Here is a 24339-nt window from a genome sequence, read left to right as displayed (position 1 = left end):
TCGGTTATCATCACGATTTAATTCAGTCATGCTTATTGACTGGCTCGACGCTTGCTACAGATCTCCGAGTACTTCCAATGCTTCGTCGCGGGTCATGACGGCGGCGTACTTCTGTGCCATGTCGAACAGGTTGGCGTCGTGAGGCGCAATGGCACGGTCACCAACACAGTCGGAGAGCACGAACGGACGAAAGCCATACTGCATGGCGTCCACCACGCTCGAGCGCACGCAGCCGCTCGTCACCGCCCCGGCAACCACCAGCGTCTGCACGCCACGCAGCGCAAGCCACGCGGCCAGTGACGTACCGAAGAACGCCGAGGGCACGGTCTTGCGCACCACCAGTTCACCATCACGCGGCGTGAGTTGCGGCACGATTGCACTGTTGTGCGCATGTTCCTTGAGCGCGAGCAAACCCGGCACCTTCAGCGTGAAGATATTTTCGTCCGCATCATCGTCAGAGAACACAATGCGCGTGTGGGCGACGGGCCAACCACGTTCACGCGCGTGCGCCAGCAGCGCGACGGTGCGCTCGATGGCCGGCGCGATGTTGCCCCCGCCAAATACCTCGGGGTCCGCGAAGCCGTTCACGAAGTCAACGATGAGCAGCCCCACTGGTGCCTTCGGCTCCAGCGCCGAACCGAAACTCTGGCGCTGATAGGTATCAAGTTCATTGGACATGCCGATTCCTCACTTATCCAGCACGCGGCCGTCGCGCACCACGGCTTCATCATCAAGGAACACGTCGCAGTGACGCAGCGGGATATCGATATGACAGGCCGTCGTGCGTTTGCCGCCCGCTTCGTTGTTGGGTCCAAGGGAAAACAGGAAGTTGCCTTCGAACGCACGCGCATCCATGCCTATAGTCGCCTCGCGATCGTATAAGCCCAGTGTCGACCAGTGCGCGCGCGGCTGCAGCCCCCAACCGATGTGCGAGATGGCGTAAGCCTCGGGATCCCTGAAGGTGCCCATGTATTCCTTTAGCAGGTCCGCGTCCATGCCGCCCTCTATGCGGGCGGCAAAACCATTCTCGATCGTCAGTTCGATACGGTCCTGGACATAGCTCTTCTGCGGCAGCAGGATGTCTCCCCTGTCGATCACGATGCGCCCATAGGCACGGCCTTCATCCGGGAACGTCAGCGCAAAGCCGCTTGGCCAGTGATCCCACCGCCCCGGTTCGTCGACGAAACCGTATTCCGCAATCGCCTCGAATTCGCCTATGGGGCAGTGAAAATCTGTCCCCGCGGCCGAGACAATGTGCATTTCGCGGGCCCGGTCGATACGGGCCTGCGCGGCCAATACCCGCTCGCGATCGGCAAGGCTGGGCACCAGCCGCGTGAGCACCTCGGGCGGCTCGACCGCAAGCAGGATCCTGGTCCCGGTCTTGAGGATCTCGAGCTGCTCGGGCGAGAACAGGAGCGTCATCAGGTCCAGCACAAGGTCGCTCGCCTTGAGTGCAGCGATGGCTGCGGGGTTACCCGTGAGCGGCGTCGTGCCGAGGTACGCGAGCGAATCGCGGCTGAGCGCCTTCTCGCCGTTCACGGGTGGCAAATCCAGCCGGTTGACGATAGCGCCCATCGACTGCGTGGCGATTAGTGCCGTCGAGAGTGTCTGCGGATGAGTCGCCGCGCTCGTGAGAATGGTGACGGTCTGACCCGCCTCCAGCCGCGAGAGCGTCAACACCTGCCTCCACGCTTCGATCATCTGGTAGTCGCTGACTGGCATTGTGGTCTCCTCGAGAAATGGGCATCAGGCCCGGGCGTCGACACCAACCGGCAACGGTGCGCCCAGGAAGTCACCGAACCCGCGATAGAAACCTTCCTCGTCATCCCACGGAATCATGTGGCCGGCTTCGGGAACATGCGAATGCGCGAGCTGGGGCACAAGCGTACGGATCTCGTCGACATCTTCCGGGCGTACCACGTCGCCGCGCCCGGCGGTCATCAGCATGACGGGCACGCCGATATGCGGCAGGTCCAGATGGATATCGTCGGAATGAAAGCCCTCGAAGCTTGCGATCACTGCGCGCTCGTCGCAGGTATGCAACCACTCGGCACGCAGCTGCCTCTGCTCATGTGTCCAGGTGGGACAGAACGCGCGCATACCTTCCGCATCCGTTCCCTCACGCGCGAGGCGCATGGAATCGACGTACCAAGGCAACTGCGAAGGATACGGACGGCGCCCCGGACCCGACACCGGCGGGTCGATCATCACCACCCGCGCCAGACCGGGCCGCTGCACGCGGGCGGCGCGCACGCCAATGCGCGCGCCCATCGAATGGCCCACCACACTATAGCGCTCGAGCCCGATTGCCCGAGCGAACGCGATCAGGTCCGCAGCCTGCGCATCGAGGCTGTAGTCGAGCGTATCCGACGCCGAGGACAGGCCCCGGCCGCGGACATCGAGCACGTAGGTGTCGAAGCTTGTACCGAAGCGCTCGCCGACGAAACCCCACGTGACGGCTGGACTGGTGATACCCGGCACGATGATCACGGCGTCGCGCCCGGCACGCTCGCCGGTGTCGCCGCCGAAGCGCAGGTAGTGCTGCCGGACCCCGTTCGCGTGGACGTTGCCGCCTTGTAGGAAAGTGGATGCTCTGCTCATGCCAATTCCGGTTTTATCAAACGCAAGCACGTCAGTAAGCCCCCGATAACAGCGCGCCTGCACCCGGCACCACAGTCTCCAGTCCGAGCGCCTTGAGCATGGCGTAGGTCGTTGCAATCGACGCGGTGATGACCGGCTTGCGCGTCATGGCTTCGACCTTCGCTACCGCCGCCAGCGAGGGCATCTGCACGCACGCCGAGAGCACGATCGCGTCGGCGTTCGATGTATCCATCTGCGCCACGATGCCCGGCAACAGGCCCGGGTCGTGACGGCCCACTTCGAGATTGTCGGGAATCTCGAGGGCACGGTAATCGAGCACCTCGTATCCCTCGTTGCGAATATAGTCGACCACCAGTTCCGTGAGCGGCTTCATGTAGGGCGCCACCACCACGATGCGCTTTGCACCGGTCACCTTCAGCGCATCCACCAGTGCGCCGGCGCTGGTGATGACCGGTGCCGCCCCGCCATTCTCAACCGTGCGTGAGCGCAGCCGCTCCTGCGACACGCGGTGGTACCCATGCCCCATCGCCATGATTGCGACCAGGCACGCGTAGCCCAGCACGTCCACGCGAGCATCGCTCAACTCAAGCGCGCAGCGGTCCGACTCCGCATCCATCGCGGCCAGTTCTTCCTTGATCACCTTCTTCATGCGCATGCGGCTGGAATGAAACGTGAAACGCTCGGGACGGATCGTCTGGCGTGCGAGCAGCATGGCCGGAATCTCCGTCTCCATCGTCGTGTTCGAACTCGGCACGATCTGACCAATTCGATATTGCTTCGTCATTGCTAACTCCAGATCCATTTGATGTGATGTACTCATGCCTGTGTTGGCAGGACCCGCGTCAGAGCTTGAAAATGCGCTCTGCGTTACCGTGGCAAACCAGCTCTCTGACGTGATCGTCGAGCGGCGCCTGCTCAATGAAATCAGCGGCAATCGCTGTCGATTCATACGGGTAGTCCACCGAGAACATCACGGCCTCCGGACCCATCTCGCCAATCGCACCCAGCAGCGAAGGTGCCGAGCACACACCGGATGTGGTGATCAGGATGTTCGTTCCGATGTACCCGGACGGCGCGCGCTCGAGGCGGATACCGTGCGAATAAACAGCGAAACGGCTATCGAATCGCCAGCGCAGGTAAGGCAAGCCTTCGCCCATGTGGCCCAGGATGACCTTCAGCGCGGGGAAGCGGTCGAAGACACCGCCGAAGAGAAGCCGCAGTGCATGGCTGGCCGTTTCCACGCCCCATCCCCACGCGGCGCCCGTCAACTCCGGATGGCCGTCGAACACCTTCGGCATCACATAGGCATCCGTCGGGTGCAGGTACAGCGGTACATCGAGTTCCTGCAGACGCGCCCAGAAAACGTCGTACGCCCGGTCGTCGTAATACGTTCCCAGCGTGTGCCCATTGACCAGCGCGCCCTTGAAACCGAGCTCCTGGACAGCGCGGGTCAATTCTTCAACAGCCCCCATGGGCGTGTGCATGGGCAACGTCGCGAAACCACCGAACCGGGTCGGATGACGCGCAATCTGTGTTGCCAGAAAGTCATTACTTTCCCTGGCGCGAACCACGGCCAGGGCCGGGTCGGCCTCGCCCTGCACGCTCGGCCCCGTCTGGGAGAGGATGGTGTAATCAATCCCCGCGCGATCCATCTCGCCAATGCGCTGCTCGTCGAAATCAGCCAGGCGGGCAGCGAGATCGGCGAGCACATCAGGGGCAATGTGCTGCGTAAAGCTTTTTGAATAGCCCTGGAAACCAGGCGTTGAAAAGTGTTCTTCCAGGGCGATTTTCCGAATTCGTTTAGTCACGAGAAAACTCCAGACGTTTATTCAGCATACTGATTGTTTGAGCAGAACGTAGCGGGGCGACGAACCCCAAAACAGGCCTCGAGTTACTGCCGCAATTGCTTTATTCGCCTCGGCCAAAGAGACGTTTCACGCGCCCCCAGATAACACTCCACACCAGACTGCCGACGTTCAACCGGGTCGACGGTCCTGCGGGTGCGGGCATGTCCGCACCCGCCAGTTGCGCGGTGATCCGCGCACCAAAGTCGGCGATCATCCGACGGACAAAATCTTTAACAAGGCCCGACCGTGAGAATTGCGCCAGGGGGCCCTGCAACATGTATTCGAGCGTGACTGCTACACGCGTGTGCGCTCCGTTCCCTTCATCACTCAACGCGTAGGTCACGTCGCCATTTGCCTTCGAGCGGCTGATGTTGTCCTGCCCGGCCCCACGCATCACGGCACGGTGCGCGGCGTCATCGCGTTCGAGCCGCGCCGCGCCGGCGAAATTCGCTGACATCGGACCGAACTTGATAGCAATCTTCCCCTTCACCTTTTCCGAATCGTGTTCGATCAATTCCGCGCCCGGCAGGCATGCGGTGACAGATGGCAGGTCGCCCATGAACGCCCAGACCTGGTCGAGCGGAAACGGCACGACAAAGCTGTCGTCAATCGCGGTCCAACCCTTGCGCGCGCCGGTCTGCTGGACGTTCGCAACCGGCGATGCCGTATCTTCACGCGATGAGCGAGCGGGCTCATCCGAAGGCGCAGTGGCGACAGCGGCGAAGGTCTGAAACTGGCCTGCCGCTTGCGGCTGGGCAGCCGTTGCCGCGGCTTGTCGAACCGGGGCCGGCGAAGCGTCCGTTATCGGGCTTTCCTTCAGGTCGGCAAGCACGGCTTTGATCGCGTTGACAATGCCGACGTACCCCGTACATCGACACAGGTTCCCCGACAACTCAAGGCGAATGCGCGCTTCGTCAGCGTCAGGAAAGCGCCGCACGATATCGCGCGCGGTAATGAGCATGCCGGGCGTACAGTAGCCGCATTGCAGCCCGTGATGAACCGAGAAGGACCGGCGCAGGCGCTTCATCAGCTCATCGCCGTCGAACCCTTCGATCGTGCGGATCTTCTGATGGTCGCAGGCTACCGTGAACGTGATGCAGGAGCGAACCGGTTCGCCGTCCAGAAGGACCGTGCACGCGCCGCACACGCCATGCTCGCAACCTAGGTGAGTGCCGGTCAGGTTCTGATTGTCACGAAGAAAATCGCCCAGATGGGTGCGCGCCGCAACGTCGCCGCGGATGGCCCGGTTGTTGATGGTGAGTTCGATGACAGACATGGAAATTCCTGGAATTCCTGTTAACGCGCATTCCTGTTAACGCGCATTCCTGTTAACGCGCGGATGAACCGAAGGCTTGTGCAAGACAGCGTTCGACGGCCGCTTCGTGCATGGACCGGTCGATAGCGTCAGCATTCGGCATTGCATTCGCCACGCCCGACGCAATCGCTTCCGGCGTTGCCGCACCGGGTCCGTGTTGCGCGATTGACTGAGCGAGTGCCTCCAGCGCTGCGGGGGGACCATCAAGTGCGCCAAGCACCACACGAGCCAAACCGGTTTGCGCGTCAAACGCCGCAGCCGCGCTTGCATGAGCGAACTCGCCCGTCTTCCTGCACAGCTTGTAGTAACCCCAGCGCAAGGTGAGTCCCATCTTCGGCAGCAGGACTGCCGAGATGATCTCGCCCTCCTCCAGCAGCGTCGTAAATGCACCGAGCATGAACTCGCTGGCCCGCACCCGTCGCGTACCGCTTGCCTTCGCGAGCTCGATCCGGGCGTCGAGCGTGGAAAGCGCCAATGGCCAGTCCGCAGCAGGATCAGCGTGCGCGAGGCTGCCGCCAATGGTTCCTCTATTGCGAATTGCTCTATATGCAATACCCGCAGCGACATACTGCATAAAACCATTGCGCAAAAGCTCGTACTTGCCATCCTCGATTTCCGCGTGAGTAATGGCGGCGCCCACACGAACGAGGTCACCCGCAACGGTGACGGTGCGCAGTTCGTCGACACGCGATAGATCGATCACTTTCGACGGCCTCGCCAGACGCAGATTCAGCATCGGCCCCATCGACTGGCTGCCTGCAATTGGCTTGGCGCCAACGGCTGAATCGCCGAGCTCGCTCAACGCTTGCGGCAACGTCCCAGCCCTGACGTAATCAAACGCGGCGGCCTTCATCGAATCACCTCGTGAACTTGTTCTGCCTCTGGTTTGCTGCGCGCGGCGGCTTTGGCCGCTTCAATGGCAGTGAGCAATCGCCGCGGTGTGAGAGGTGTCTCGGAGACGAGTGCTCCAAGGGGACTGAGTGCGTCGTTCACTGCATTGAAAAGCGCGGCCGGCGGTGCGATCGCGCCCCCTTCTCCTACGCCCTTCGCCCCGAACTCGGTATAGGGCGATGGCGTCTCCATATGGATGATCGTCAACGGCGGTAGCTCAGTCGGCCCCGGCAACATGTAGTCCGCAAGCGTGGAAGTCAGAGGCTGGGCGTTGTCGTCATACAGTGTCTCTTCGTAGAACGCCGTACCAATACCCTGTGCTGTGCCACCAATCGTCTGGCCTTCGACGACCATTGGATTGATCATTCGTCCGCAATCCTCAACAATCACGTATTCCAGGATCTCGACGTGGCCGGTCTTCGTGTCGACAGCAACGGCGGCCGCATGCGTTGCATAGCTGAACGCGCCGGTATCCACCTTCGGCTTGAAACCTTGAGTCGCCTCGAGTCCCGTCAGGTCGACGCCTGCGGGCAGACGTTCGGGCCGCAGGTACCATGCGTGACCAATATCCGCCAGGGAAACACGTCCCGTCGAACCGACGACCTCACCCGCCTCGAACCGGACAGCGTCCTCCTTTTCGCCAAGGATATGCGCGCCAATTTTCATGAGCCGCGGCACCAGTTCGCGGCATGTTGCAGCAACCGCCCCGCCGGCCATGACAATGCTGCGCGACGCATACGTGCCTGTTGAGTAGGGTGTGAGCGCGGTGTCACCGTGAACCACCTTGATCTTCTGGATGGGAACGCCCAGCACTTCATTGGCGATCTGCGCCAGAGTGGTTTCCATACCCTGCCCATGGGAATGAATGCCCGCGCGCACTTCAAGACCACCGTCCGCGGTGATGCGCACCGTTGCCAGGTCGTAACCAGGAACGACCGGCAAACCCCATGACGCGAACACCGCCGTGCCATGAGCCGACTGCTCGGTGAAGGTCGCAAACCCAATTCCGACCAGCCTGCCATCCGGCTCGCCCTCTTTCTGGCGGCGGCGCCATTTTGCGACATCGAGCTGATCGGCTGCGCGCTTCAGGCTCTCCTGGAAATCGCCGCTGTCGTAGTGCTTTTTGACAACGTTCGTGTAGGGCATGTCCGCCCCGCGAACCAGATTGTCGTAACGCACTTCCCACGCCTCGCGGCCAACCGCCCGCGCAATGGCGTCCATGGTCAGCTCGATCGCGAAACAAACGCCCGTACGCGCCACGCCCCGATACGGAAGAAAGCCCGGCTTGTTGGTCGCCGCACATTGCGTACGGCAGCGGTACCCGCTGAAATCATACGGACCGGGCAGGTTGCCAAGCGCCTGCCCGGTCTCCAGTCCTATCGTAAACGGCCACGCTGAATAGGCGCCGCCATCGATCAACAGGTTGCAGTCCAGCGCCAGTAGCCGCCCGTTCTTGTCTGCATAGGCCGTCAGCTCATAATGATGCTGACGCGTGTTGGCACCCGCGATCAGGTGTTCGCGACGGTCTTCTATGAACCGGAAAGGCCGCTTGTAGGCAAGAGCCAGCCACGCAATGCAAAGCTCTTCCTGCTGCAGGACGCATTTATATCCGAACGCACCGCCCACATCGGGCGAAATCACACGGACTTGAGCATGGTCGATTCCCAGGCATTGAGACAGCACCGTGCGGATCATGTGCGGAACCTGGGTCGACGTAATCACGACCAGTTGCGCCTGGGTATGATCCCAGTACGCCAGCACCGCCTTGCCTTCCATCGGGACCATGCATTGGCGCGCCAGGTCGACCTTCTGCTTCACGACCACGGGTGCATCCTTGGCGCGTTCGTCGAAATTGACGTCGGCCTTGAGATCGAGGAAGAGATTGTCGGTCCAGTGGTCATGCACACGGACATCGGTACGCGCGCGCGCCGCAAAGGCGCTTGCAAATGCGGGCAGTTCATCCAGATCCAGCTCAATTTCTTCCGCAATATCTTCAGCCTCGGCGCGGGAATTCGCAAAGCACATGGCTACAGGCTCGCCGACAAAACGGACCTTCCCGGACGCGAGCGGAGGATGCGCCGAAGGTTTATACGTCGCCAGGCTGGAGTCCGCCACGATGTCCGTGGCGGTATGCATGTCTTCCCGCACAATGACCTGGCTTGCGAAGCGCTCCGGCTTGCCAATACGCTCGATGCGCGCGTGCGCAAGCGGGCTGCGCAAGAACGCGACTTCCTGCAGATCAGGAAACGTATAGTCGGCGACGAACCGGCCCTTCCCATGCAGATGCCGTTCATCTTCGCGCCGCCTCACACGGGCGCCGACGCCGCCGCTTTCGACGGGTGCTTCCGTCGGTTCAGTGCTGCTCATATGCCTCTCCCACATTCGTAGCCCGCGAATGACATCGTCCGATCGCTCTCGTTCAAACAGGATAGGCCAGATCGTTTGCGATCATGGCCGTGTCATAAATTGCCTGCCGTTCCTTGAGGAGCAATTCACTGCCGCTGCGTGCAAAGCGGTCAAACAGCCGGCCGGCCTGATGCAACGTCGTTGCCCCTTCGACCAGCGTCTGCAGCAACAGGTAATTGCTCTGCGCCACGATCTCTTCATCGGTCACATCCAGGATGCGCACATTGCTCACGAAATGCAGCATCTGCCGGGGCGCAAACATCTGGGTTCTGGAAATCGCGATTGCACGGTCGCGGAGCATGTTGCGGCCTTCCGCATACACCAACCCTGCCGGGAAGCCATGAACAGCATTCTCATACTCGGTCACGCGGTAAAGACAGTTCTCCGTGAAAAACTCCGGCCACTGCTCAAGGTTGCCACCGTCGAGCACGGCGCAGTATTCAGCATGGAAATATTCCACAGCTGCGCGCGCTGCGAGCGCCTTGTCGAGTGCAACCGGTTTTTTCTCAAATCCTGGCAGCATTTAGAACCCCATTACTTCACGATAGTGCTTGTACATCGCACGAATGGCAGCTTCGGAGATCAGGCTATCCGCGGTTCCGATGTTTTCGCTGTCGAGCTTGAGCACGCTGCGGTCAGTCACCGAGCGCCGAACCCCTTCCTGCACAAACTTCATTGCTTCGTTATCCTCCAGACCCAGAAAACCCGATGGTCCCATCAGGTTCCCCTGGCGAAGCCGGTGACGCGTCGTCTCTTCGGTGTCGTCTTCGTAGCCAAACATGGTCCAGAGCATGATCATGCTGTTCGGACCGTTTGGGACAATATGACGTATGCCCAGGGTATTCATTTCGCGCTGGACGATCAGGTTCGGCCAGATCGTCTGCATGGTCACCGACCACTCGGAATCGAACTCCTTCACATACTCGAGGAAGCGTTCGTCCTTGAGGACCATGCCCTCATGGAACGAACGCATTTCCTTCTTCTTGTCAGCATCCACCGCCGCATAGAGCGAATCGCTTTTCGCCGATGCCATCGTGCCGTGAATGCCACGCTTGCTGTCGGCTACCATTGCCGACCGGTTGCCCGCGACCAGCAAGCCGAACACGACGAGGAACGAATGCAGCAATGTAGCGTGGTACGGGTCCTTCAGGTTCTCGTGGTACATCTTCCAGTTGCATGGCAGCTCGTTCTTGTAAAACCCGAGAATGCGCAACTTCTTGCCGTTAAAGACGGCGTCGAAGTCTTTCAGTATTTCGGGCGTCAGGTAATCTTCGATCGGCTCCATATCGTGCGTAAATGAGGCGAAGATCACACCATTGCGCGTGGTGACGGCAAGCTTCTTCAAGCCATGGTCCTCGTTGCGGAAGTCGCGCGGCATGCCACCGAGTTTGTTCACGCCGCGTTTGAACGGGATGCCTTGCAGGTTTCCTTTCAGGTCATAGGACCACTGGTGATACGGGCAGACAAACTCGGTATTGTTGCCGCGCGTGTGCCGGCAGAACTCCGCACCACGGTGGGCGCAGCGGTTCTCGAACACGTGGATAGACCCGTCTTCCGCGCGCGAGACGACCACCGGCGTAGGCCCCACATACGAACGTTTGTAGTCTCCGCTATTGGGAATCTCGGCCTCCAATGCAACGAAATTCCAGGTAGGACCTTGAAAAATCCGTTCCACCTCGCGAGCGTATACATCGTCACTCGTATAGACCCAGTCCGGGATGGCATGAAGTCCCTCTTCCGGCCAGACCAGCTGTTCGATGGGCTTGTTCTTGACACTCGGCGTACCGAGGCCGATGACTGTCTCTGACGAATACAAAATGCGCTCCTGAATACGTTATGAATGAGCTTGCCGTTCAAGTTGCCGCAGCTTGACGCCCGGGTCCGCGAGAGCCTCGGGATCGACCTGGGTCGCCTGCTCGACAAGACGACGAATCGCCCGCAGCTCGCCACCGTTATTTACCGCGAGGGCGTAGGTGATCGCGTTATCCCGCAGGCCCATGAGCAAGGTCTTGTCGATGGAAATCTGACGCTCGATCCATTGATCCACCGGACTGTCGAGAATTCCCAGCATCTGTACGTTCCAGTCGTACTGGTCTGTCCAGAACCAGGGACTTGGCCGGTACTCCACCGACTCGCCCAACATGTTGCGGGCCGCGACGATTGCCTGATCCTGAGCGTTCTGCCACGACTCCAGACGCAGGCGCCGGCCGGATGCGCCAAACGGAAAATTCGCACAATCGCCCGCGGCGTAAAAACCGTCGGCGGAAGTCCGGCAATATGTATCGACATGTATGCCGTTACCGGTCATCAGGCCGGATGCCCTGGCGAGCGCTTCATTCGGCTCTTGCCCAATCGCCACCACAGCGAATTCAAAGCGCTCTGACACATTCGGGGCGATTGAGAGGGTTACTCCTGATGCCTCCTCCGTTGAGGAAATCAGCTTGGCGCCCAGCATGAACCTGACTCCGTTCTGTTCATGCTTGGTCCGTAGACGCTCGGAGAATTCGCGCGGCAGTGCGCGCTCCAATAACTGTTCACCGGCTTCCACCACGGTGACGTCGATTCCACGCGCCCTGGCGCTTGCCGCAAACTCCAGTCCGAGGAAACCTCCCCCTATAACGGCCACGGAACGCGCGCCGACCATGCGCGTTCGCACTCTCATCGCGTCCTGCAGCGTGCGCAGCGTGAAGACATGACGGCTGTCCGGCGTTCCGGGAAGCCTGCGCGCTCGGCCACCTGTTGTGAGCAGACATTTGTCGAACCTGATGCTTCGGCCACTTCGGAGCGTTGCCGTGCGGTGTCTCACGTCGAGCAGTTCAACGCTATCCGCAGTCCAGTCGATCTTGTTCGTCTCGTAGAAGTCGCTCGAATGGAGCCACGCACTGAAGCAGTCGCTGTCGTCGGCCGCTGTCAGCACCGTCTTCGACAATGCCGGGCGTTCATATGGCCGGTGCTGTTCATCTCCCGCCAGAACGACCGAGCCGTCGAAGCCCTGCGCCCGTAGCGTTTCGGCTGCACGGCCCCCGGCCTGTCCTGCCCCGATGATCAAGATCGTTTCCACGTTTAAATTCCTGGCTTGGGTCAAAAGACCGCTCCCTCAGATCTCGACCATCACTGCACCCTTTTCGATCTGGACCTTGTAAGTCCTGATCCCCGCGGTCACGGGTGCGCAAAGGGCGGCACCGGTCTTCACATCGAATTTCCCCTGATGAAGCGGACACTCAATGCAGCCGTCTTCCAGAAAGCCGTCGCTGAGCAACGCGAACTGGTGAGTGCAAACGTTGTGAGTTGCATAAACCTCGCCGTCTACCAGATACAACGCTATCTGTTCATTACCGATGCTCGCGGCATAAGGTTCATCCGCGTTCAGGTCTTCAAGGTTTGCTGCGAATTGGAGTGTCATCGCTTTGCGCTGGAAAATTAATCAGTGTGCTGATGAATTAATCATAGCTCCAATTCATCCTGAGTCAATATTGTCAAAATTATCGTTTACCCTTTATGGGCATCTTTACGGGTAGAGGGGGAATTCCAGGCCGGTGCTAGCGCTGGCTATTAGGGAAGGAAGAGGATATAAGCAGACAAATCAACTGAACGCGACGCCTTGGGCATCGCCTCGCCCGAGCCCCCTTATTTTCGGCGAGGAGCGCTTTGGGCAACCAGTTGCCGGCGTGATAACTCCACCCGCTGACCTTCCTTCTCCGGACCATGCGGGGAGGTCGAAATGCTCGGACGGGTGTGGAGATGTCGAGATCGCTTTCGAGTAAAAAAACACAGGGCGAAACCGACCAGCCATAGTGAGAAATAGGCCATTGCAAACAGCCGGAGCAAATCAAGAACGTGAACCACATGGCCTCCCGGACTCCCGCCCAAGTGTAATGTGCGAACCGCTGACTCCGATTTGGTGCATAGCCGTTTTGCTCTCCTTCAGCTCACGGCTATGCGGACGTTCGTGTTCCATAACGTTGCGAGTCTTGTCCAGTCGATCAGCTATGCAAGCTGTTCGGGACGAAACAGAATGCGTTTGACAACGTATTGAACCACCAGGCCACTCGGGGGTCGACACTCCACCATCTGCCCCACCCGTGCACCCAGAAGCGCGAAACCGGCGGGCGAAAGAACCGATATGAATCCCCGTTCGTAATCCGCTTCATCCGGATAGACGAGCGTCCACTGATGCGCCTGGCCGCCGGCGACAGCCACACATTCGATCCTGGTATTCACCATGACGACGTCCGACGGTACTTCGGCAGCGTCCAGCAACATGGCTGCCCCCTCAAGCTCCTCCACAAGCGTACGCTGCTCGGACGAAGCACCGGGCACGCGTGCGCAACGCTTGAGCCGCTCCATATCGAGTTCGGACAGAATAGGCATGCCCGCAGTCTTGGATCTTGCCGCGGTAGATGGTTGAAATTTATCGAATGACATAGGTACCTCGGGTGTAAATGAAAATTGAAGGGGCTAATGCAATAGCCATCAAGTTATTTGTGAAACTGTTAGTTATCCTGCACGATAGGACACTCCAAAGCGCTGATTCGGAAAGACCCGGCACATCATAGGATCGCGTCCGTCGTCTCCGGGCAATCAATAGGAAACGACTTGTTTAACGGTTTAAACCGCCGCTCGAACTAGTTCACCGCATAGCCGAACAGACGGCCACACGTGCGTTTCCAAGCGCCGGCTCCTGACAGGAACCGGCACTGTTGCTGTGATGTGGGACGTGCGAGAGGAGAAGGCCCGGCTCGCGCGTTGACTCAAGATCAGTCGTTATGCGGGAGCCAGGCTCAGGGAAGTGCGGACTTGCCCGCCGGTCGTGCGCGGCTCCGGTTGAGCATGGTGATTCTCGATTTTCCGCTCGCGCACAGACACCTTCCGGTCGGGACCGGAAGACGAAACACTGCGAGCGAATGAAGCGAAATGAGAAACACGATGGTTACCTAAGTCGGAAGTGCTTGAGAAGAACTAAAGATGCACATGACCTCATTAAAGCTTGTTTGTCAGGATATTGCAAGCTTGTGCGCTGCAAGCATGCATTTCCCCGCCGGTTAAAGCCGGTTACCGCCGGATTGAGACCATTCCGCTTGCGTCGGCAGACGTTGCCGGGATAGGAAAAATCGCAGTGCAGGGGTCTCAACCGCGATACCGAACGTCAGGGCGAAGCACATCCCGATCCCACGGCTTATCGCAACAAATTCGGTGGCAAGTATGCGCACCGGACAATCAACAGCGGCATTGGCCATAACCTTCCGCAGGAAGCGCCAAAGGTCTTCGCTGACGCAGTGATCGAGGTCGCCGATTGACCTATTGAACTGAACGCCTCCGGACCGCGGCGGCTACCAGGCCCGCCAATGGTTGGTATCACGATGTATCCGCAACGCACATGGACACACAACGTTTCACGCGCGGTGCTTTCCGGACAAAAACCAGATACATCGACGCGGTTTAATCCATTCACGCCAGGCTTTGCTTCACGGCGTCGATTCAGCTTCAACCCCTTGGCACGCAAACCGCTGTTTGCAAACAACCCACTCTCCTGAGGTAGAAACCATGAAACTCGTTCAATCGCTGATCATTGGCGCTGTCGTTGCCATTCCGGCCGTATCGTTCGCTCAATCGAACGAATCGCTTACCCGCGCCGATGTGCGTGCCCAACTGATCCAGCTGGAAAAGACCGGCTATAACCCGGCTGGCGATCAGACGCAATACCCGCAGAACATTCAAGCTGCACAAGCGCGGGTCGACGCGGCGAACGGCGTGTCAGCAACGTCGTATGGTTCGTCGACCAGCGGTACGGCTGCGGCAGGTTCACGCACGGCCGGGTCTGATGTGACCGGTCTGGGTTCGATCTACGCGCGTCCCTAAGCTCGAGCCTGGCGCCTTTACGGGCGCAACGTGAATGCGCTTTCGCAGCAAAGAACGGGGCATGGCCTTAATGACGTTAGTTCGTATTCCTATCATTAAAGCCATGTCTTTTCCGGGGATGTGTTTATTTTCCGGTTCTCACGCCATTGCCGACCACCCCAGCCTGACATTCATGTCGCAATGTATCTGGCGTGTCGGCAGACACAAAACATTGCACCCACGCCCTTCGCCCAACACAAGCCAGATACGCGCGAGCGTTCCAATAGCACCATGCCAATCAACGGAACGCCCATCGTGCACAACCTCCTTGAAACTCCTCTCGCCTTGCTGGCCGGTCTGCTCACCATTGCATCGCCGTGCATCCTCCCGGTGATGCCGATCCTGCTCGGCACGTCGGTCGACCGGCCCGACCGGGTGCGCCCGCTCTTTATCATCGCCGGCTTCATCCTGAGCTTCGCGGCGTTCGCCATGCTGCTGGGCGCTGTCTCCAGCGGTGTTCACATAGCGCAAGGCGCGCTGCGCAACACCGCCACCGCGCTGCTTGCGCTCTCCGGACTGCTGCGCGTGTGGCCGGCGCCCTACGAGTGGCTGATGGCGCGTGTGGAGCACCCGTTGCAGCGCATTGGCACAGCGATCTCGCCCGGCGTGCCGGCGGGCAGCAGCAACACCGGCGGTTTTGTCCTCGGCATGTCATTGGGCGCGGTATGGACGCCATGCGCAGGACCCGTGCTGGCATCGATCCTCGTGCTGGTCGTCAAGGCCCAGGACCTTCAATGGTCCGCGCTGCTGCTTGCGCTGTATGCAATCGGCGCCTCGATTCCGATGCTCGCCATCATCTACGGCGGACAGTACATCACCCGCCGCGTACGCGTGGTGGCACGCCATGCGCCCCGTCTGCAACAAATTTTCGGCGTGCTGGTGGTGCTGACCGCACTCGCCATCTACCTGCAATACGACGTCCTGGTCTATGCCCGGATCGCCACGTTCCTCCCCTCCCTGAAAGGACTTTGACATGATCTCCCGACTCAAGACCGCCGCTGCCGCGATGCTGCTGGCCGCCACCGCCCTGACCAGTTCCGGGGCCAGCGCCGCCCCTCTGAGGAACAGCACGCCGGCGCCGGAATTCACCGGCATCGACACGTGGCTCAACAGCAAACCGCTAAGCATCAGCCAGTTGCGCGGCAAGGTCGTGCTGGTCGATTTCTGGACCTACACATGCATTAATTGCATCAACACCCTTCCTTACGTCAGGGAGTGGAATCAGAAGTACAAGGACCAGGGGCTGGTAGTGATCGGCGTACACACCCCCGAGTACCCATTCGAGCGCAATACCGTCAACGTCAAGACAGCCATCAAGCGATTCAATATCACGTACCCGGTTGCGCAGGACAATCGTTATGCGACCTGGAGCGCTTACAACAACCAGTACTGGCCGGCGTTCTATCTGATCGACAAGAAAGGACAGGTGGTCTATAGCCACTTCGGCGAAGGCGAGTACGACGAGACCGAGGCGCAAATCAAGGCGTTGCTGGCGCAAAAGGAATGAATCCGCTGGGCATGATTCGCGTCATCTTCCCTTCGCCGATAGACATTTCCGATCGCGCCGGATCGTCCATCCTCTGCGGGACGAGTATGGCCGGCTCTCGTGAAGCTTCACTCAGCGAATTTGTATCCCAACGTATCCGGGAGCCGCATCGATACAAAGCATTGGATTTACCCGGGTTCGCCGACACAAGCCAGATACCTGTGCACGTTCCAATGCATCAACGCCGGATTTCCCGGCGAAACAAAACAAGGAGTGGACCATGACACAGCTTGAAAAAGTGCTTTATACCGGCAAGACTCACACGACGGGTGGCCGCGACGGCGCGTCCCATAGCGATGACGGCCGCCTGGACATCGCCCTTTCCGTTCCCGGCAGCAAGGGCGCCGGCACCAATCCCGAACAGTTGCTCGCCGCCGGCTGGTCCGCCTGCTTTATTGGGGCAATGGGCCACGCAGCGGCCAAATTGAAGATTGTGCTGCCGGCGGGCACCGCAGTGGACACGGAAGTGGATCTCGGCACGACCGGGGGGGCATATTTCCTTCAGGCACGCCTGAACGTCAACCTGCCCGGGCTTGACCATGAAGTCGCCCAGTCTCTCGCGGACGCCGCTCACCAGACCTGCCCGTATTCCAAGGCGACGCGCGGCAACATCGATGTCGTGATCAAGGTGGTCTGAGCCGGAAGCGCTTTCGTCGCGGCATCGTTCCTGTTGTTCGTCCAGTCCGATTCCGCGTCGAAACTCATAGGGCTGCGCGACCCACGTGTCCAGCCGGCTTGCCGCCGAGTCCGCCGGGGTCACAGCCGGCTTTTGCTATATTCGCTGTTTCCCCTGGCAACCTTTCACCCATGCGCGTCGGCCGTCCGGTTCAAGCCCTACCCCATCCAAATTGCGACTATTGCGGCGCGAAGGCAACGCTCGCGCGGCCGGGAGAGGCGGCTTATCCGTATCAGGACGACCACGGTCCGCTGTGGTTATGCGCGCCCTGCGAGGCCTGGATCGGGATATTCGCGCGCAGTACGCGCAACCTCCCTCTCGGCCGGTTGGCGAACGCCGAATTGCGGGAATGGAAAGCGAAACTCCACGCTGCGCTGGAGCCCATGGCGGAGGCCAAGGCCCGGCGCGACGGCGTGAACATCTTCGAGGCAAGGTCGAAAGGCTATAAGTGGCTCGCCGGGGAACTGAAGATGGAGCCGAAAGCCTGCAACATCAATTTGCTCGACGTGGAGCAATGCAAGGCGGCAATCGATGTAATCGAGCAATTCGAACGAAATCGCCGCGCTGCGACCCCTTCAGAATAGTCGCGACTTGTACGTTAACCTGTGGACAACTCTCCCAATGACTCCATGGCCCGTACCCTACCGTTTAACCGCAGCGCACAAGCAACGCGTGTCCGCTTGTCGAAAATGCAGCTTCTTCCCATGCCCCGGTCAGAAGCGGACAAGCTTTCGTTGCATGCTCATTGCGCACTGCAGGCGCTGCGCGATGGCCATGGATGGATGGCCGGAACCCAGTCGCTCGCAGAAGTCCTGATCCTGACGGCGTACGTTGCGGAGGCGGGATACGGACAAATCACCCGCGAAGCCTGGCTCCAGAGCGAGTTGGCGATCAACGGCGCTTTTGCAGAGGGTCAGGCCACGGGAGTCTGGAAACTGGACGACGCGAGTTGTGAGCAACTCGCCGGCGTCGTGTGCGTGCACGATGCGCAACTTCACAACACTCCGTTAGGCATCCTCGCCGCAGCGAGCGAACGGCTTGAACGCCTCAAGACCGGCGAAGTGGACCCAATGCCGAGACTAAAGCGGGCGTGAACGGGAAATCCGGCGCGCCGGGATCGCCAGGGGCGGTATAGCCGCTTTCAGCGCACCACATGCCTCACACAGGCTGTGCTGGTTCTAATCGAAGGGGCTCCAACTGCGCCAATGCCGGAAACGCCTCATCGCGGGAGATTGTCTCCATCAGATGGTCGGCAGACATCGGGCGCCCGAGCAGGAAGCCTTGCAGTGAATCACAGCCGAGACGCGTCAGGAACTCCTGCTGCGCGAGGGTCTCTACCCCCTCCGCGACAATAATCAGGTTGAGCGTCTGCCCCAGCGCCACGATGGCCGAGACAATGGCGGCATCTTCGGTATCGCGTGCAAGCTCACGAATGAACCCGCGGTCAATTTTCAGTTCACTGGCCGGCAGGCGCTTCAGGTAGAGCAGGCTTGAATAGCCTGTGCCGAAGTCATCGATGGAAATACGCACGCCAAGATCGTGCAACTCCTCCAGGATTCGCAGGCTGGCATCCACGTCATGCATCGCGGTCGATTCGGTCACTTCCAGCAGCAGGCAGTGCGGCGCCAGTGCGTGGCGCTCCAGGGTGTCCCGCACGGTCTGGATCAGGCTTACGTGCCTGAATTGCAACGCAGACAGGTTGACCGCCATGGTCCAGTCCTCGCGGCCCGCGTTGCGCCACACGCTCATCTGCCGGCACGCCTCGTCCAGCACCCATTCGCCGATCGGCACGATCAGTCCCGTTTTCTCCGCAAGCGGAATGAACTCGTCCGGCGCAATCATCCCGCGAGTGGGATGCGCCCAGCGCACCAGCGCTTCCACCCCGATCACGGGCCCGACCGGCGCGGCGAACTTCGGCTGATACTGCAATACGAGTTCATGGCGCTCGACCGCGGCACGCAGATCCTGCACAAGCTGAAGCTGCTCGTGAACGTTGGCGTTCATCGATGCTTCGAAGAAACAGTAAGAATCGCGTCCCAGTGCCTTGGCGTGGTACATGGCCGCGTCGGCGTTGATCAGCAAGTCGTTCGGACTGAGTCCATCGCCGGGATACATTGCGATCCCGATGCTGGTCGATACCCGCAGCTCCCGGCCGCCCATGTGGAACGGTTCGCGGATGGCGCTCAATACCTTGCCCGCCAGCGTCGCGGCGTCCGCGGGTTCGCCTACATCCGCCAGCAGCACGAACTCGTCTCCGCCCACGCGGGCAATGGTGTCCCGTGTCCGGACGTTCGCCCGGATGCGTTCGGCGACATCCACCAGCAATGAGTCGCCAACGTGATGCCCGTAGGCGTCGTTGATGGCCTTGAAGCCGTCCAGGTCCATGAACATCACGGCGAAGCGGCCTTGCTCCCGGTCGGCGTCCTGTGCAGCACGGTCCAGCCGGTCTTCCAGCAACACCCTGTTGGGAAGTTTGGTGAGTGCGTCGTGCAGCGCCAGGTAAGTCAGTTCCTGATTGGCCTCGGCAAGCGACATCGCCAGGGTTGCGGTACGGGTTTCCAGACGCAGGTCGAATACCGAAATGACCAGTGCAATGGCGAGGATCGCCAGCGTAACGACAATGATCACCAGCGCCATCCATCCCGTGCTCACCCCGTTTTGCACCGCGCCGCACACGCTGCCGATCGGAAACTCCGCGGCCGCCATGCCGGTGTAATGCATCGCGACAATGGCGACGCCCATGACAACGGCGGCGCCGGCACGTATTGGCCGGACCAGCGGTGAATGCCGGCGCAGGCGGAAGGCTATCCATAGCGCCGCAGCCGACGCAAGGATTGCGATGACGATGGACAACGCGAACAGCGCGGGAACGTACTGGATTCCCGGCGTCATGCGCATGGCGGCCATGCCGGTATAGTGCATCGCCGACACCCCGGCTCCCATCAATACCGCGCCGCCGAAAAGACGCGACACCGGTAATTCGTTCTGGCCTACAAGCCATAACGCAAACGCGGAAGAAGCAATCGCAATCAGCAGCGACAGCGCGGTGAGCGAAAGGTCGTAGCCGAGAGGGATCGGCAAGCTGAAAGCGAGCATGCCGACAAAATGCATCGACCAGATCCCGGTGCCCATCGCGCAAGCCCCGCCGGCCAGCCACCAATAGCCCGCCCGTCCGTGCGCAGTCGCGATACGACCCGCCATGTCCAGGCCGGTGTACGACGCAAGGATCGCCACCAGCAGCGAGAACAGGACAAGCAAATTATTGTATTCACCAGCAAGCATGGGATACCCCGTTACGGTTGATTCGAACCACTTGGGGGCGCCCCAATTCGCCTGCGCATGAAGAAGTCATCGTACGGAGAGCACAGAACAGGCGCCGTGGCCCGTTTCGGAAGCCGTGCATGCTGAGGGAAAAAGTCGCGAACGAGACGTCGGAGAATTGAAGCCTCAGGCAGAAGCCGGAGGAACGCTGGAAGGAGTGAAAGCGGTGGAGCGACAGCCATGAAATTCATACCGGTTGGTTATAGCAAACACCGCTATCAACCAGCGCGGAGTCAGCCTATTTTTGGGCGCGTAGCAAAACATCGGGACGCCGGCCTGGCGAGAACTGCGCGCGCTGTTAGTTATATCGACTCATTATGGGGAAACTTGAAAGAATTGAAGAACGGGCGCACTTTCGGCCGCGCTTGCATCCGTACTTCCATCCGCGCTTCCGTGCTCTCCCCGCAATCCTGGCCCCGGACCGAGCTGTGCTAACCGCCGCCCGGCCGATCCGGCGCACGACCCGAGAGGCACCAGCGCGCTACAGCCTCGCCCGGACGAACGGGCCCTTTTCTACAGTGTCAAAACTTCACAACACTGCATGCGTCATTGATTAAATAAAGTGACATGAGCCGCAGCAAAATGATTAAATTGTCCCGGCTGCTCCCGTGTGACCGGACTTGCACCGCACACACGGAGCTGTCTCGTTGTGCATTGGCATCTGTAAAGATCGGCCGACGAAGTGCCGGTCAAATCTAGCGAGAGCACTATGTCGCCTTGGTTAGCCGTCGCCTTAGGCGCTGGAGTTTTCAGCGCAGTCGTCAACGTGGCTTGCAATACGGTTGCTCACAAGCGCGGTTCAGCGCGCAAGGCCGCCGAACGTGTCCATGCCGGTCGTCATACCGCATTGACCGTGGCCATCACACTCGAAGAATTTGCGCATCGCTGTCAAACCGCAATCGATCGCGCAGAACGCCGTGACCTGTCCGAGCAGCCGCACGTACAGTCAGGCGATGTAGAAATACCGCCCTTCGCATTTTCCAGTGATACCTCATGGCGTGATCTCGATCCCGGAAAAGCATCGTACCTCCGGGCCTTCAGCGCCGATCAAACACACAGCGCCGAACTGATCCAGTCGAACGATCGATGCTCGAATGTCGATGAGTTCGCCGCCTATATCAAGGGCCATTGCGCCGAATTCGGACGACGAGCCTGGTTGATGGCGGTTGAACTGCGCGAAGAAAATGAACTGCAGGCGGTCACGGATCACAACTACGTGATCGAGTTCGACGCAGCACTCAGCCGATACATCGCGTGGGAACAGCGCCAAAAGGTCCGCGGCGAGAGAGTCCCGTCGCCTTTGCCGGTGCCTCAAAGTCCGCACCGTCCACGAAACAGCGGACGCGGACTCGCTGTCGGCGGTCCGGCATAAATCCTGATTCTTCGCGGGTGACCAGAGCGGCGTGTGTCTGGTGAGCATGGGTGTGCGTCCCGTATATCCTCACCTTTTGCGAGAGCCGCTTACTTCGTTGGCGTCCAGCGCCGGTTGATTCATATCTCGATCCGGCTCGAAACACGATGCCATATTCATATGGATTCCAAATTAAATAAATCATGAACAACCTACCTGGCAACCGGCTGATTGCTGCCGGTAAAGCCACGGATCTCGACAAAGTTGTCTTCCATGAGCACCCCGCCGCTGACAAACCCCTTCCACCTCTCCCGCATCCGAAATTGTCGGCGTGAATGATCCGCGCTATTGTTGCGGCAAACCATTTTTATGAGGCGAATATGCTCACGCATCCCGACAATCACCTGATCCCCGCGAAACTCGCCGCATTGCGTCCCACACAGATGACGGTCGGTTACCGCGAAGTCATCGCCAAGCGCGAGCACTGGAAGACACTCAGCAAGAAAGCGCGTACCGAGGCCATTGCTTCGCACTGGTTTCCCGCCGTGCTCGGCCCGGAGAAACTCTATTACATCGTGGACCATCATCACCTTGGACTGGCGCTGCTCGAGGAAGGGGTCAAGGAAGTAAAGGTGGCAATGCTCAAGGATCTCTCGTGGCTGGACGAAGCGATCTTCTGGCGCATGATGGAACATAACCAGTGGGTCCATCCGTTCGGTGCGGACGGTTCGCGATACGACTTCGAGCATCTACCGAAGATCGTGACCGGGCTGACGGACGATCCGTATAGAAGTCTCGCCGGCGAACTGCGCCGGGTGGGTGGCTTCGCGAAGGACGCGACGCCGTTCAGCGAATTCCTCTGGGCCGATTTCCTGCGTCCACGGATCGCGGAAAGCAAGATCCGCAAGAACTTCACGAAGGCGCTGGATCAGGCGAAAGCCGTCGCGCACACGCCTGAGGCGCGGTATCTGCCAGGCTGGTCCGGGCTGATTGAAACCCCTGTGAGCTGACCTGCCCCGGCTCCGTAGACCGTGGACGCAATTCCATTGATAAACGGAATTCTTTGCCCCTACGGCGTTCCCTCGAGCCTGGCAAATCCGCACGAATGCCCGCTGCGGAGTAAACCACTCCTACAGGATCACGACTCCACGTCGGCCAGGCTGAAAAGTTCCGTCTTGTCGTTGTACGAGAAGATCTCGCCGTAACGGCCCCAGTTGATCACCGCGTCCAGCGTTTCCTTCGCACCGCTATCCGACAGAAAGTCCTCCAGTTCCTGCTCGAAACGCACGCGCGGCGCACGGTGCCCCGGGCGCTCATTCAGGACCTTCTTGATCTGCGTAGCAAGCGGCACATGGCGCAGCAAATGCTCGGCGAACATCGTCTTTCGGTCCTGCGTGCCGAGTTCGGCGAATACGCGTGCGGGCGGCGTCAGGAAGATATCGCCTTCGCGTATTTCCGCGAAAGCGAGATGCTGCAGCACCTCCGCTACCGGGAACAGATCGTCCACTTCGAGCTGCAGGGTACGGGCAATTTCCGGCATATCCGCGCGGCCATGGTACGGAGCGGCGGCCAACGTTTCGATCAGACCGGCCATCAGGTTGGTCGATACCAGCGGCAGCAGACTGCTTAATTCGAGGCCCTTTTTCGTGGCTTCGTCAGACTGGCGCGCGGTCATCTTGGCGTAGATTTCATCGACGAGACTGCGGAATGCGGGATCCAGGCGGTTGCGCGGATGCGCGAACGGCACCTTGATCTCTGCGATCACTCGCCCCGGATTCGATGACAACACCAGGATCCGGTCGCACATGAACACCGCTTCCTCAATGTTGTGCGTGACGATCAGCATCGACTTGATCGGCATCTTGCCCTGCGTCCAGAGATCGAGCAGGTCGGTACGCAAGTTCTCGGCGGTCAGCACGTCGAGCGCGGAGAACGGTTCGTCCATCAGCAAGAGGGTGGGATCCACGACCAACGCGCGCGCAAACCCCACGCGCTGGCGCATGCCGCCCGACAACTCGCGCGGATACGCGTTCTCGAAACCGTCGAGACCGATCAGGTCGATTGCCGCCAGCGCGCGCTCACGCCGCTTCTGCGCGCCAACGCCCAGCGCCTCCAGCCCCGCCTCCACGTTCTGGAGCACGGTCAGCCACGGAAACAGCGCAAATGTCTGGAACACCATGGCGACACCCTTGGCCGGGCCGTCGAGCGGTTTGCCGAGGTAAGTCACGTCGCCGCCGGTCGGCTCGATCAACCCCGCGATGATCCGCAGCAACGTTGACTTGCCTGATCCGGAGCGGCCGAGCATGCCGACAATCTCGCCTTCAGGAAGCGTCAGGTTCACGCCGTCGAGCACCAGCTGGTCGGGCTGGGTCTTGTCGAAGCCGTGACACACGCTCTTGATATTCAGGATTTCATTCCCGGTACGCACTGGTGCCTGGACTATCTCGACGGGTACAACTTTAGGATTTAGCATCGCATTCTCTCTCA

General features: G+C 60.0%; 23 protein-coding genes and 1 pseudogene. 9 read left to right on the top strand and 15 right to left on the bottom strand.

Annotated elements, in window-relative coordinates:
- Positions 1-54: 54 nt before the first annotated feature.
- The 13 genes from ABH944_RS18900 to ABH944_RS18840 form a co-directional block, all read right to left on the bottom strand.
- Positions 55-678 (bottom strand): isochorismatase family protein, encoded by a 624-nt coding sequence (locus ABH944_RS18900; protein WP_404608203.1) that lies wholly within the window; start codon positions 676-678, stop codon positions 55-57.
- A 9-nt stretch (positions 679-687) separates the two neighbouring features.
- Positions 688-1722, bottom strand: a complete 1035-nt coding sequence (locus tag ABH944_RS18895) for a 2,5-dihydroxypyridine 5,6-dioxygenase NicX family protein (RefSeq protein ID WP_404608201.1) — start codon at positions 1720-1722, stop codon at positions 688-690.
- 24 nt (positions 1723-1746) lie between these two features.
- The gene (locus tag ABH944_RS18890) at positions 1747-2601 is read right to left on the bottom strand and encodes an alpha/beta fold hydrolase (protein ID WP_404608200.1); all 855 of its coding nucleotides are present in this window, start codon (positions 2599-2601) and stop codon (positions 1747-1749) included.
- 31 nt (positions 2602-2632) lie between these two features.
- Complete coding sequence (locus ABH944_RS18885) at positions 2633-3385, bottom strand: maleate cis-trans isomerase family protein (protein ID WP_404608199.1); 753 nt, start codon at positions 3383-3385, stop codon at positions 2633-2635.
- 58 nt (positions 3386-3443) lie between these two features.
- On the bottom strand, positions 3444-4409 hold the full coding sequence (locus ABH944_RS18880) for an amidohydrolase family protein (RefSeq protein WP_404608197.1): 966 nt from the start codon (positions 4407-4409) through the stop codon (positions 3444-3446).
- Between the two features lie 100 nt (positions 4410-4509).
- A complete protein-coding gene (locus tag ABH944_RS18875; protein WP_404608195.1) occupies positions 4510-5724 on the bottom strand; it encodes a xanthine dehydrogenase family Fe-S subunit in 1215 nt (404 codons plus the stop codon).
- A 52-nt stretch (positions 5725-5776) separates the two neighbouring features.
- Complete coding sequence (locus tag ABH944_RS18870; RefSeq protein WP_404608193.1) at positions 5777-6616, bottom strand: FAD binding domain-containing protein; 840 nt, start codon at positions 6614-6616, stop codon at positions 5777-5779.
- Positions 6613-9021 carry a xanthine dehydrogenase family protein molybdopterin-binding subunit gene (locus tag ABH944_RS18865; RefSeq protein ID WP_404608191.1) on the bottom strand — a complete coding sequence of 803 codons (2409 nt, stop codon included), beginning with the start codon at positions 9019-9021 and terminating at the stop codon, positions 6613-6615. Before ABH944_RS18865 ends, ABH944_RS18870 begins: the two co-directional genes overlap by 4 nt.
- Before the next feature lie 52 nt (positions 9022-9073).
- Positions 9074-9583: an aromatic-ring-hydroxylating dioxygenase subunit beta gene (locus tag ABH944_RS18860; protein WP_404608189.1), complete on the bottom strand. Its 510-nt coding sequence runs from the start codon at positions 9581-9583 to the stop codon at positions 9074-9076.
- On the bottom strand, positions 9584-10876 hold the full coding sequence (locus tag ABH944_RS18855; RefSeq protein WP_404608187.1) for an aromatic ring-hydroxylating dioxygenase subunit alpha: 1293 nt from the start codon (positions 10874-10876) through the stop codon (positions 9584-9586).
- An 18-nt stretch (positions 10877-10894) separates the two neighbouring features.
- Positions 10895-12121 carry an NAD(P)/FAD-dependent oxidoreductase gene (locus ABH944_RS18850; RefSeq protein WP_404608185.1) on the bottom strand — a complete coding sequence of 409 codons (1227 nt, stop codon included), beginning with the start codon at positions 12119-12121 and terminating at the stop codon, positions 10895-10897.
- A gap of 36 nt (positions 12122-12157) precedes the next feature.
- Positions 12158-12463 (bottom strand): non-heme iron oxygenase ferredoxin subunit, encoded by a 306-nt coding sequence (locus tag ABH944_RS18845; RefSeq protein ID WP_404608184.1) that lies wholly within the window; start codon positions 12461-12463, stop codon positions 12158-12160.
- Between the two features lie 584 nt (positions 12464-13047).
- Positions 13048-13431: a GreA/GreB family elongation factor gene (locus ABH944_RS18840; RefSeq protein ID WP_404608182.1), complete on the bottom strand. Its 384-nt coding sequence runs from the start codon at positions 13429-13431 to the stop codon at positions 13048-13050.
- A 779-nt stretch (positions 13432-14210) separates the two neighbouring features.
- On the opposite strand from ABH944_RS18840, the pseudogene ABH944_RS18835 reads away from it, so the two are divergent.
- The 7 genes and pseudogenes from ABH944_RS18835 to ABH944_RS18805 form a co-directional block, all read left to right on the top strand.
- Positions 14211-14357: pseudogene (locus ABH944_RS18835) on the top strand (alpha/beta hydrolase); the annotation flags it as partial.
- Between the two features lie 247 nt (positions 14358-14604).
- Positions 14605-14919: a DUF4148 domain-containing protein gene (locus ABH944_RS18830; protein WP_404608180.1), complete on the top strand. Its 315-nt coding sequence runs from the start codon at positions 14605-14607 to the stop codon at positions 14917-14919.
- Positions 14920-15213: 294 nt separating this feature from the next.
- Positions 15214-15930, top strand: coding sequence for a cytochrome c biogenesis CcdA family protein (locus ABH944_RS18825; protein ID WP_404608457.1), 717 nt, complete (start codon positions 15214-15216; stop codon positions 15928-15930).
- A 1-nt stretch (position 15931) separates the two neighbouring features.
- Positions 15932-16465 carry a thioredoxin family protein gene (locus ABH944_RS18820; protein WP_404608178.1) on the top strand — a complete coding sequence of 178 codons (534 nt, stop codon included), beginning with the start codon at positions 15932-15934 and terminating at the stop codon, positions 16463-16465.
- 259 nt (positions 16466-16724) lie between these two features.
- A complete protein-coding gene (locus tag ABH944_RS18815) occupies positions 16725-17141 on the top strand; it encodes an organic hydroperoxide resistance protein (protein ID WP_404608176.1) in 417 nt (138 codons plus the stop codon).
- 170 nt (positions 17142-17311) lie between these two features.
- Entirely contained in the window at positions 17312-17764 is a 453-nt protein-coding gene (locus ABH944_RS18810) for a zinc-finger-containing protein (protein WP_404608174.1), read from the top strand.
- Positions 17765-17884: 120 nt separating this feature from the next.
- Positions 17885-18274: a hypothetical protein gene (locus tag ABH944_RS18805; RefSeq protein ID WP_404608172.1), complete on the top strand. Its 390-nt coding sequence runs from the start codon at positions 17885-17887 to the stop codon at positions 18272-18274.
- A gap of 64 nt (positions 18275-18338) precedes the next feature.
- Here ABH944_RS18805 and ABH944_RS18800 read toward each other — a convergent pair whose 3' ends face one another.
- On the bottom strand, positions 18339-20462 hold the full coding sequence (locus tag ABH944_RS18800; RefSeq protein WP_404608171.1) for a putative bifunctional diguanylate cyclase/phosphodiesterase: 2124 nt from the start codon (positions 20460-20462) through the stop codon (positions 18339-18341).
- 748 nt (positions 20463-21210) lie between these two features.
- Here ABH944_RS18800 and ABH944_RS18795 point away from each other — a divergent pair.
- Positions 21211-21873 carry a hypothetical protein gene (locus ABH944_RS18795; protein WP_404608169.1) on the top strand — a complete coding sequence of 221 codons (663 nt, stop codon included), beginning with the start codon at positions 21211-21213 and terminating at the stop codon, positions 21871-21873.
- Positions 21874-22232: 359 nt separating this feature from the next.
- The gene (locus ABH944_RS18790) at positions 22233-22862 is read left to right on the top strand and encodes a ParB-like protein (protein ID WP_404608168.1); all 630 of its coding nucleotides are present in this window, start codon (positions 22233-22235) and stop codon (positions 22860-22862) included.
- Between the two features lie 128 nt (positions 22863-22990).
- Here ABH944_RS18790 and ABH944_RS18785 read toward each other — a convergent pair whose 3' ends face one another.
- A complete protein-coding gene (locus ABH944_RS18785; protein ID WP_404608167.1) occupies positions 22991-24325 on the bottom strand; it encodes an ABC transporter ATP-binding protein in 1335 nt (444 codons plus the stop codon).
- Positions 24326-24339: the final 14 nt, after the last annotated feature.

This window comes from Caballeronia udeis (genome assembly GCF_044909315.1).
Classification (GTDB): domain Bacteria; phylum Pseudomonadota; class Gammaproteobacteria; order Burkholderiales; family Burkholderiaceae; genus Caballeronia; species Caballeronia udeis_A.
The sequence above is the reverse complement of the archived record's forward strand: the minus strand, read 5'-3'. Positions and strand labels throughout refer to the sequence as shown.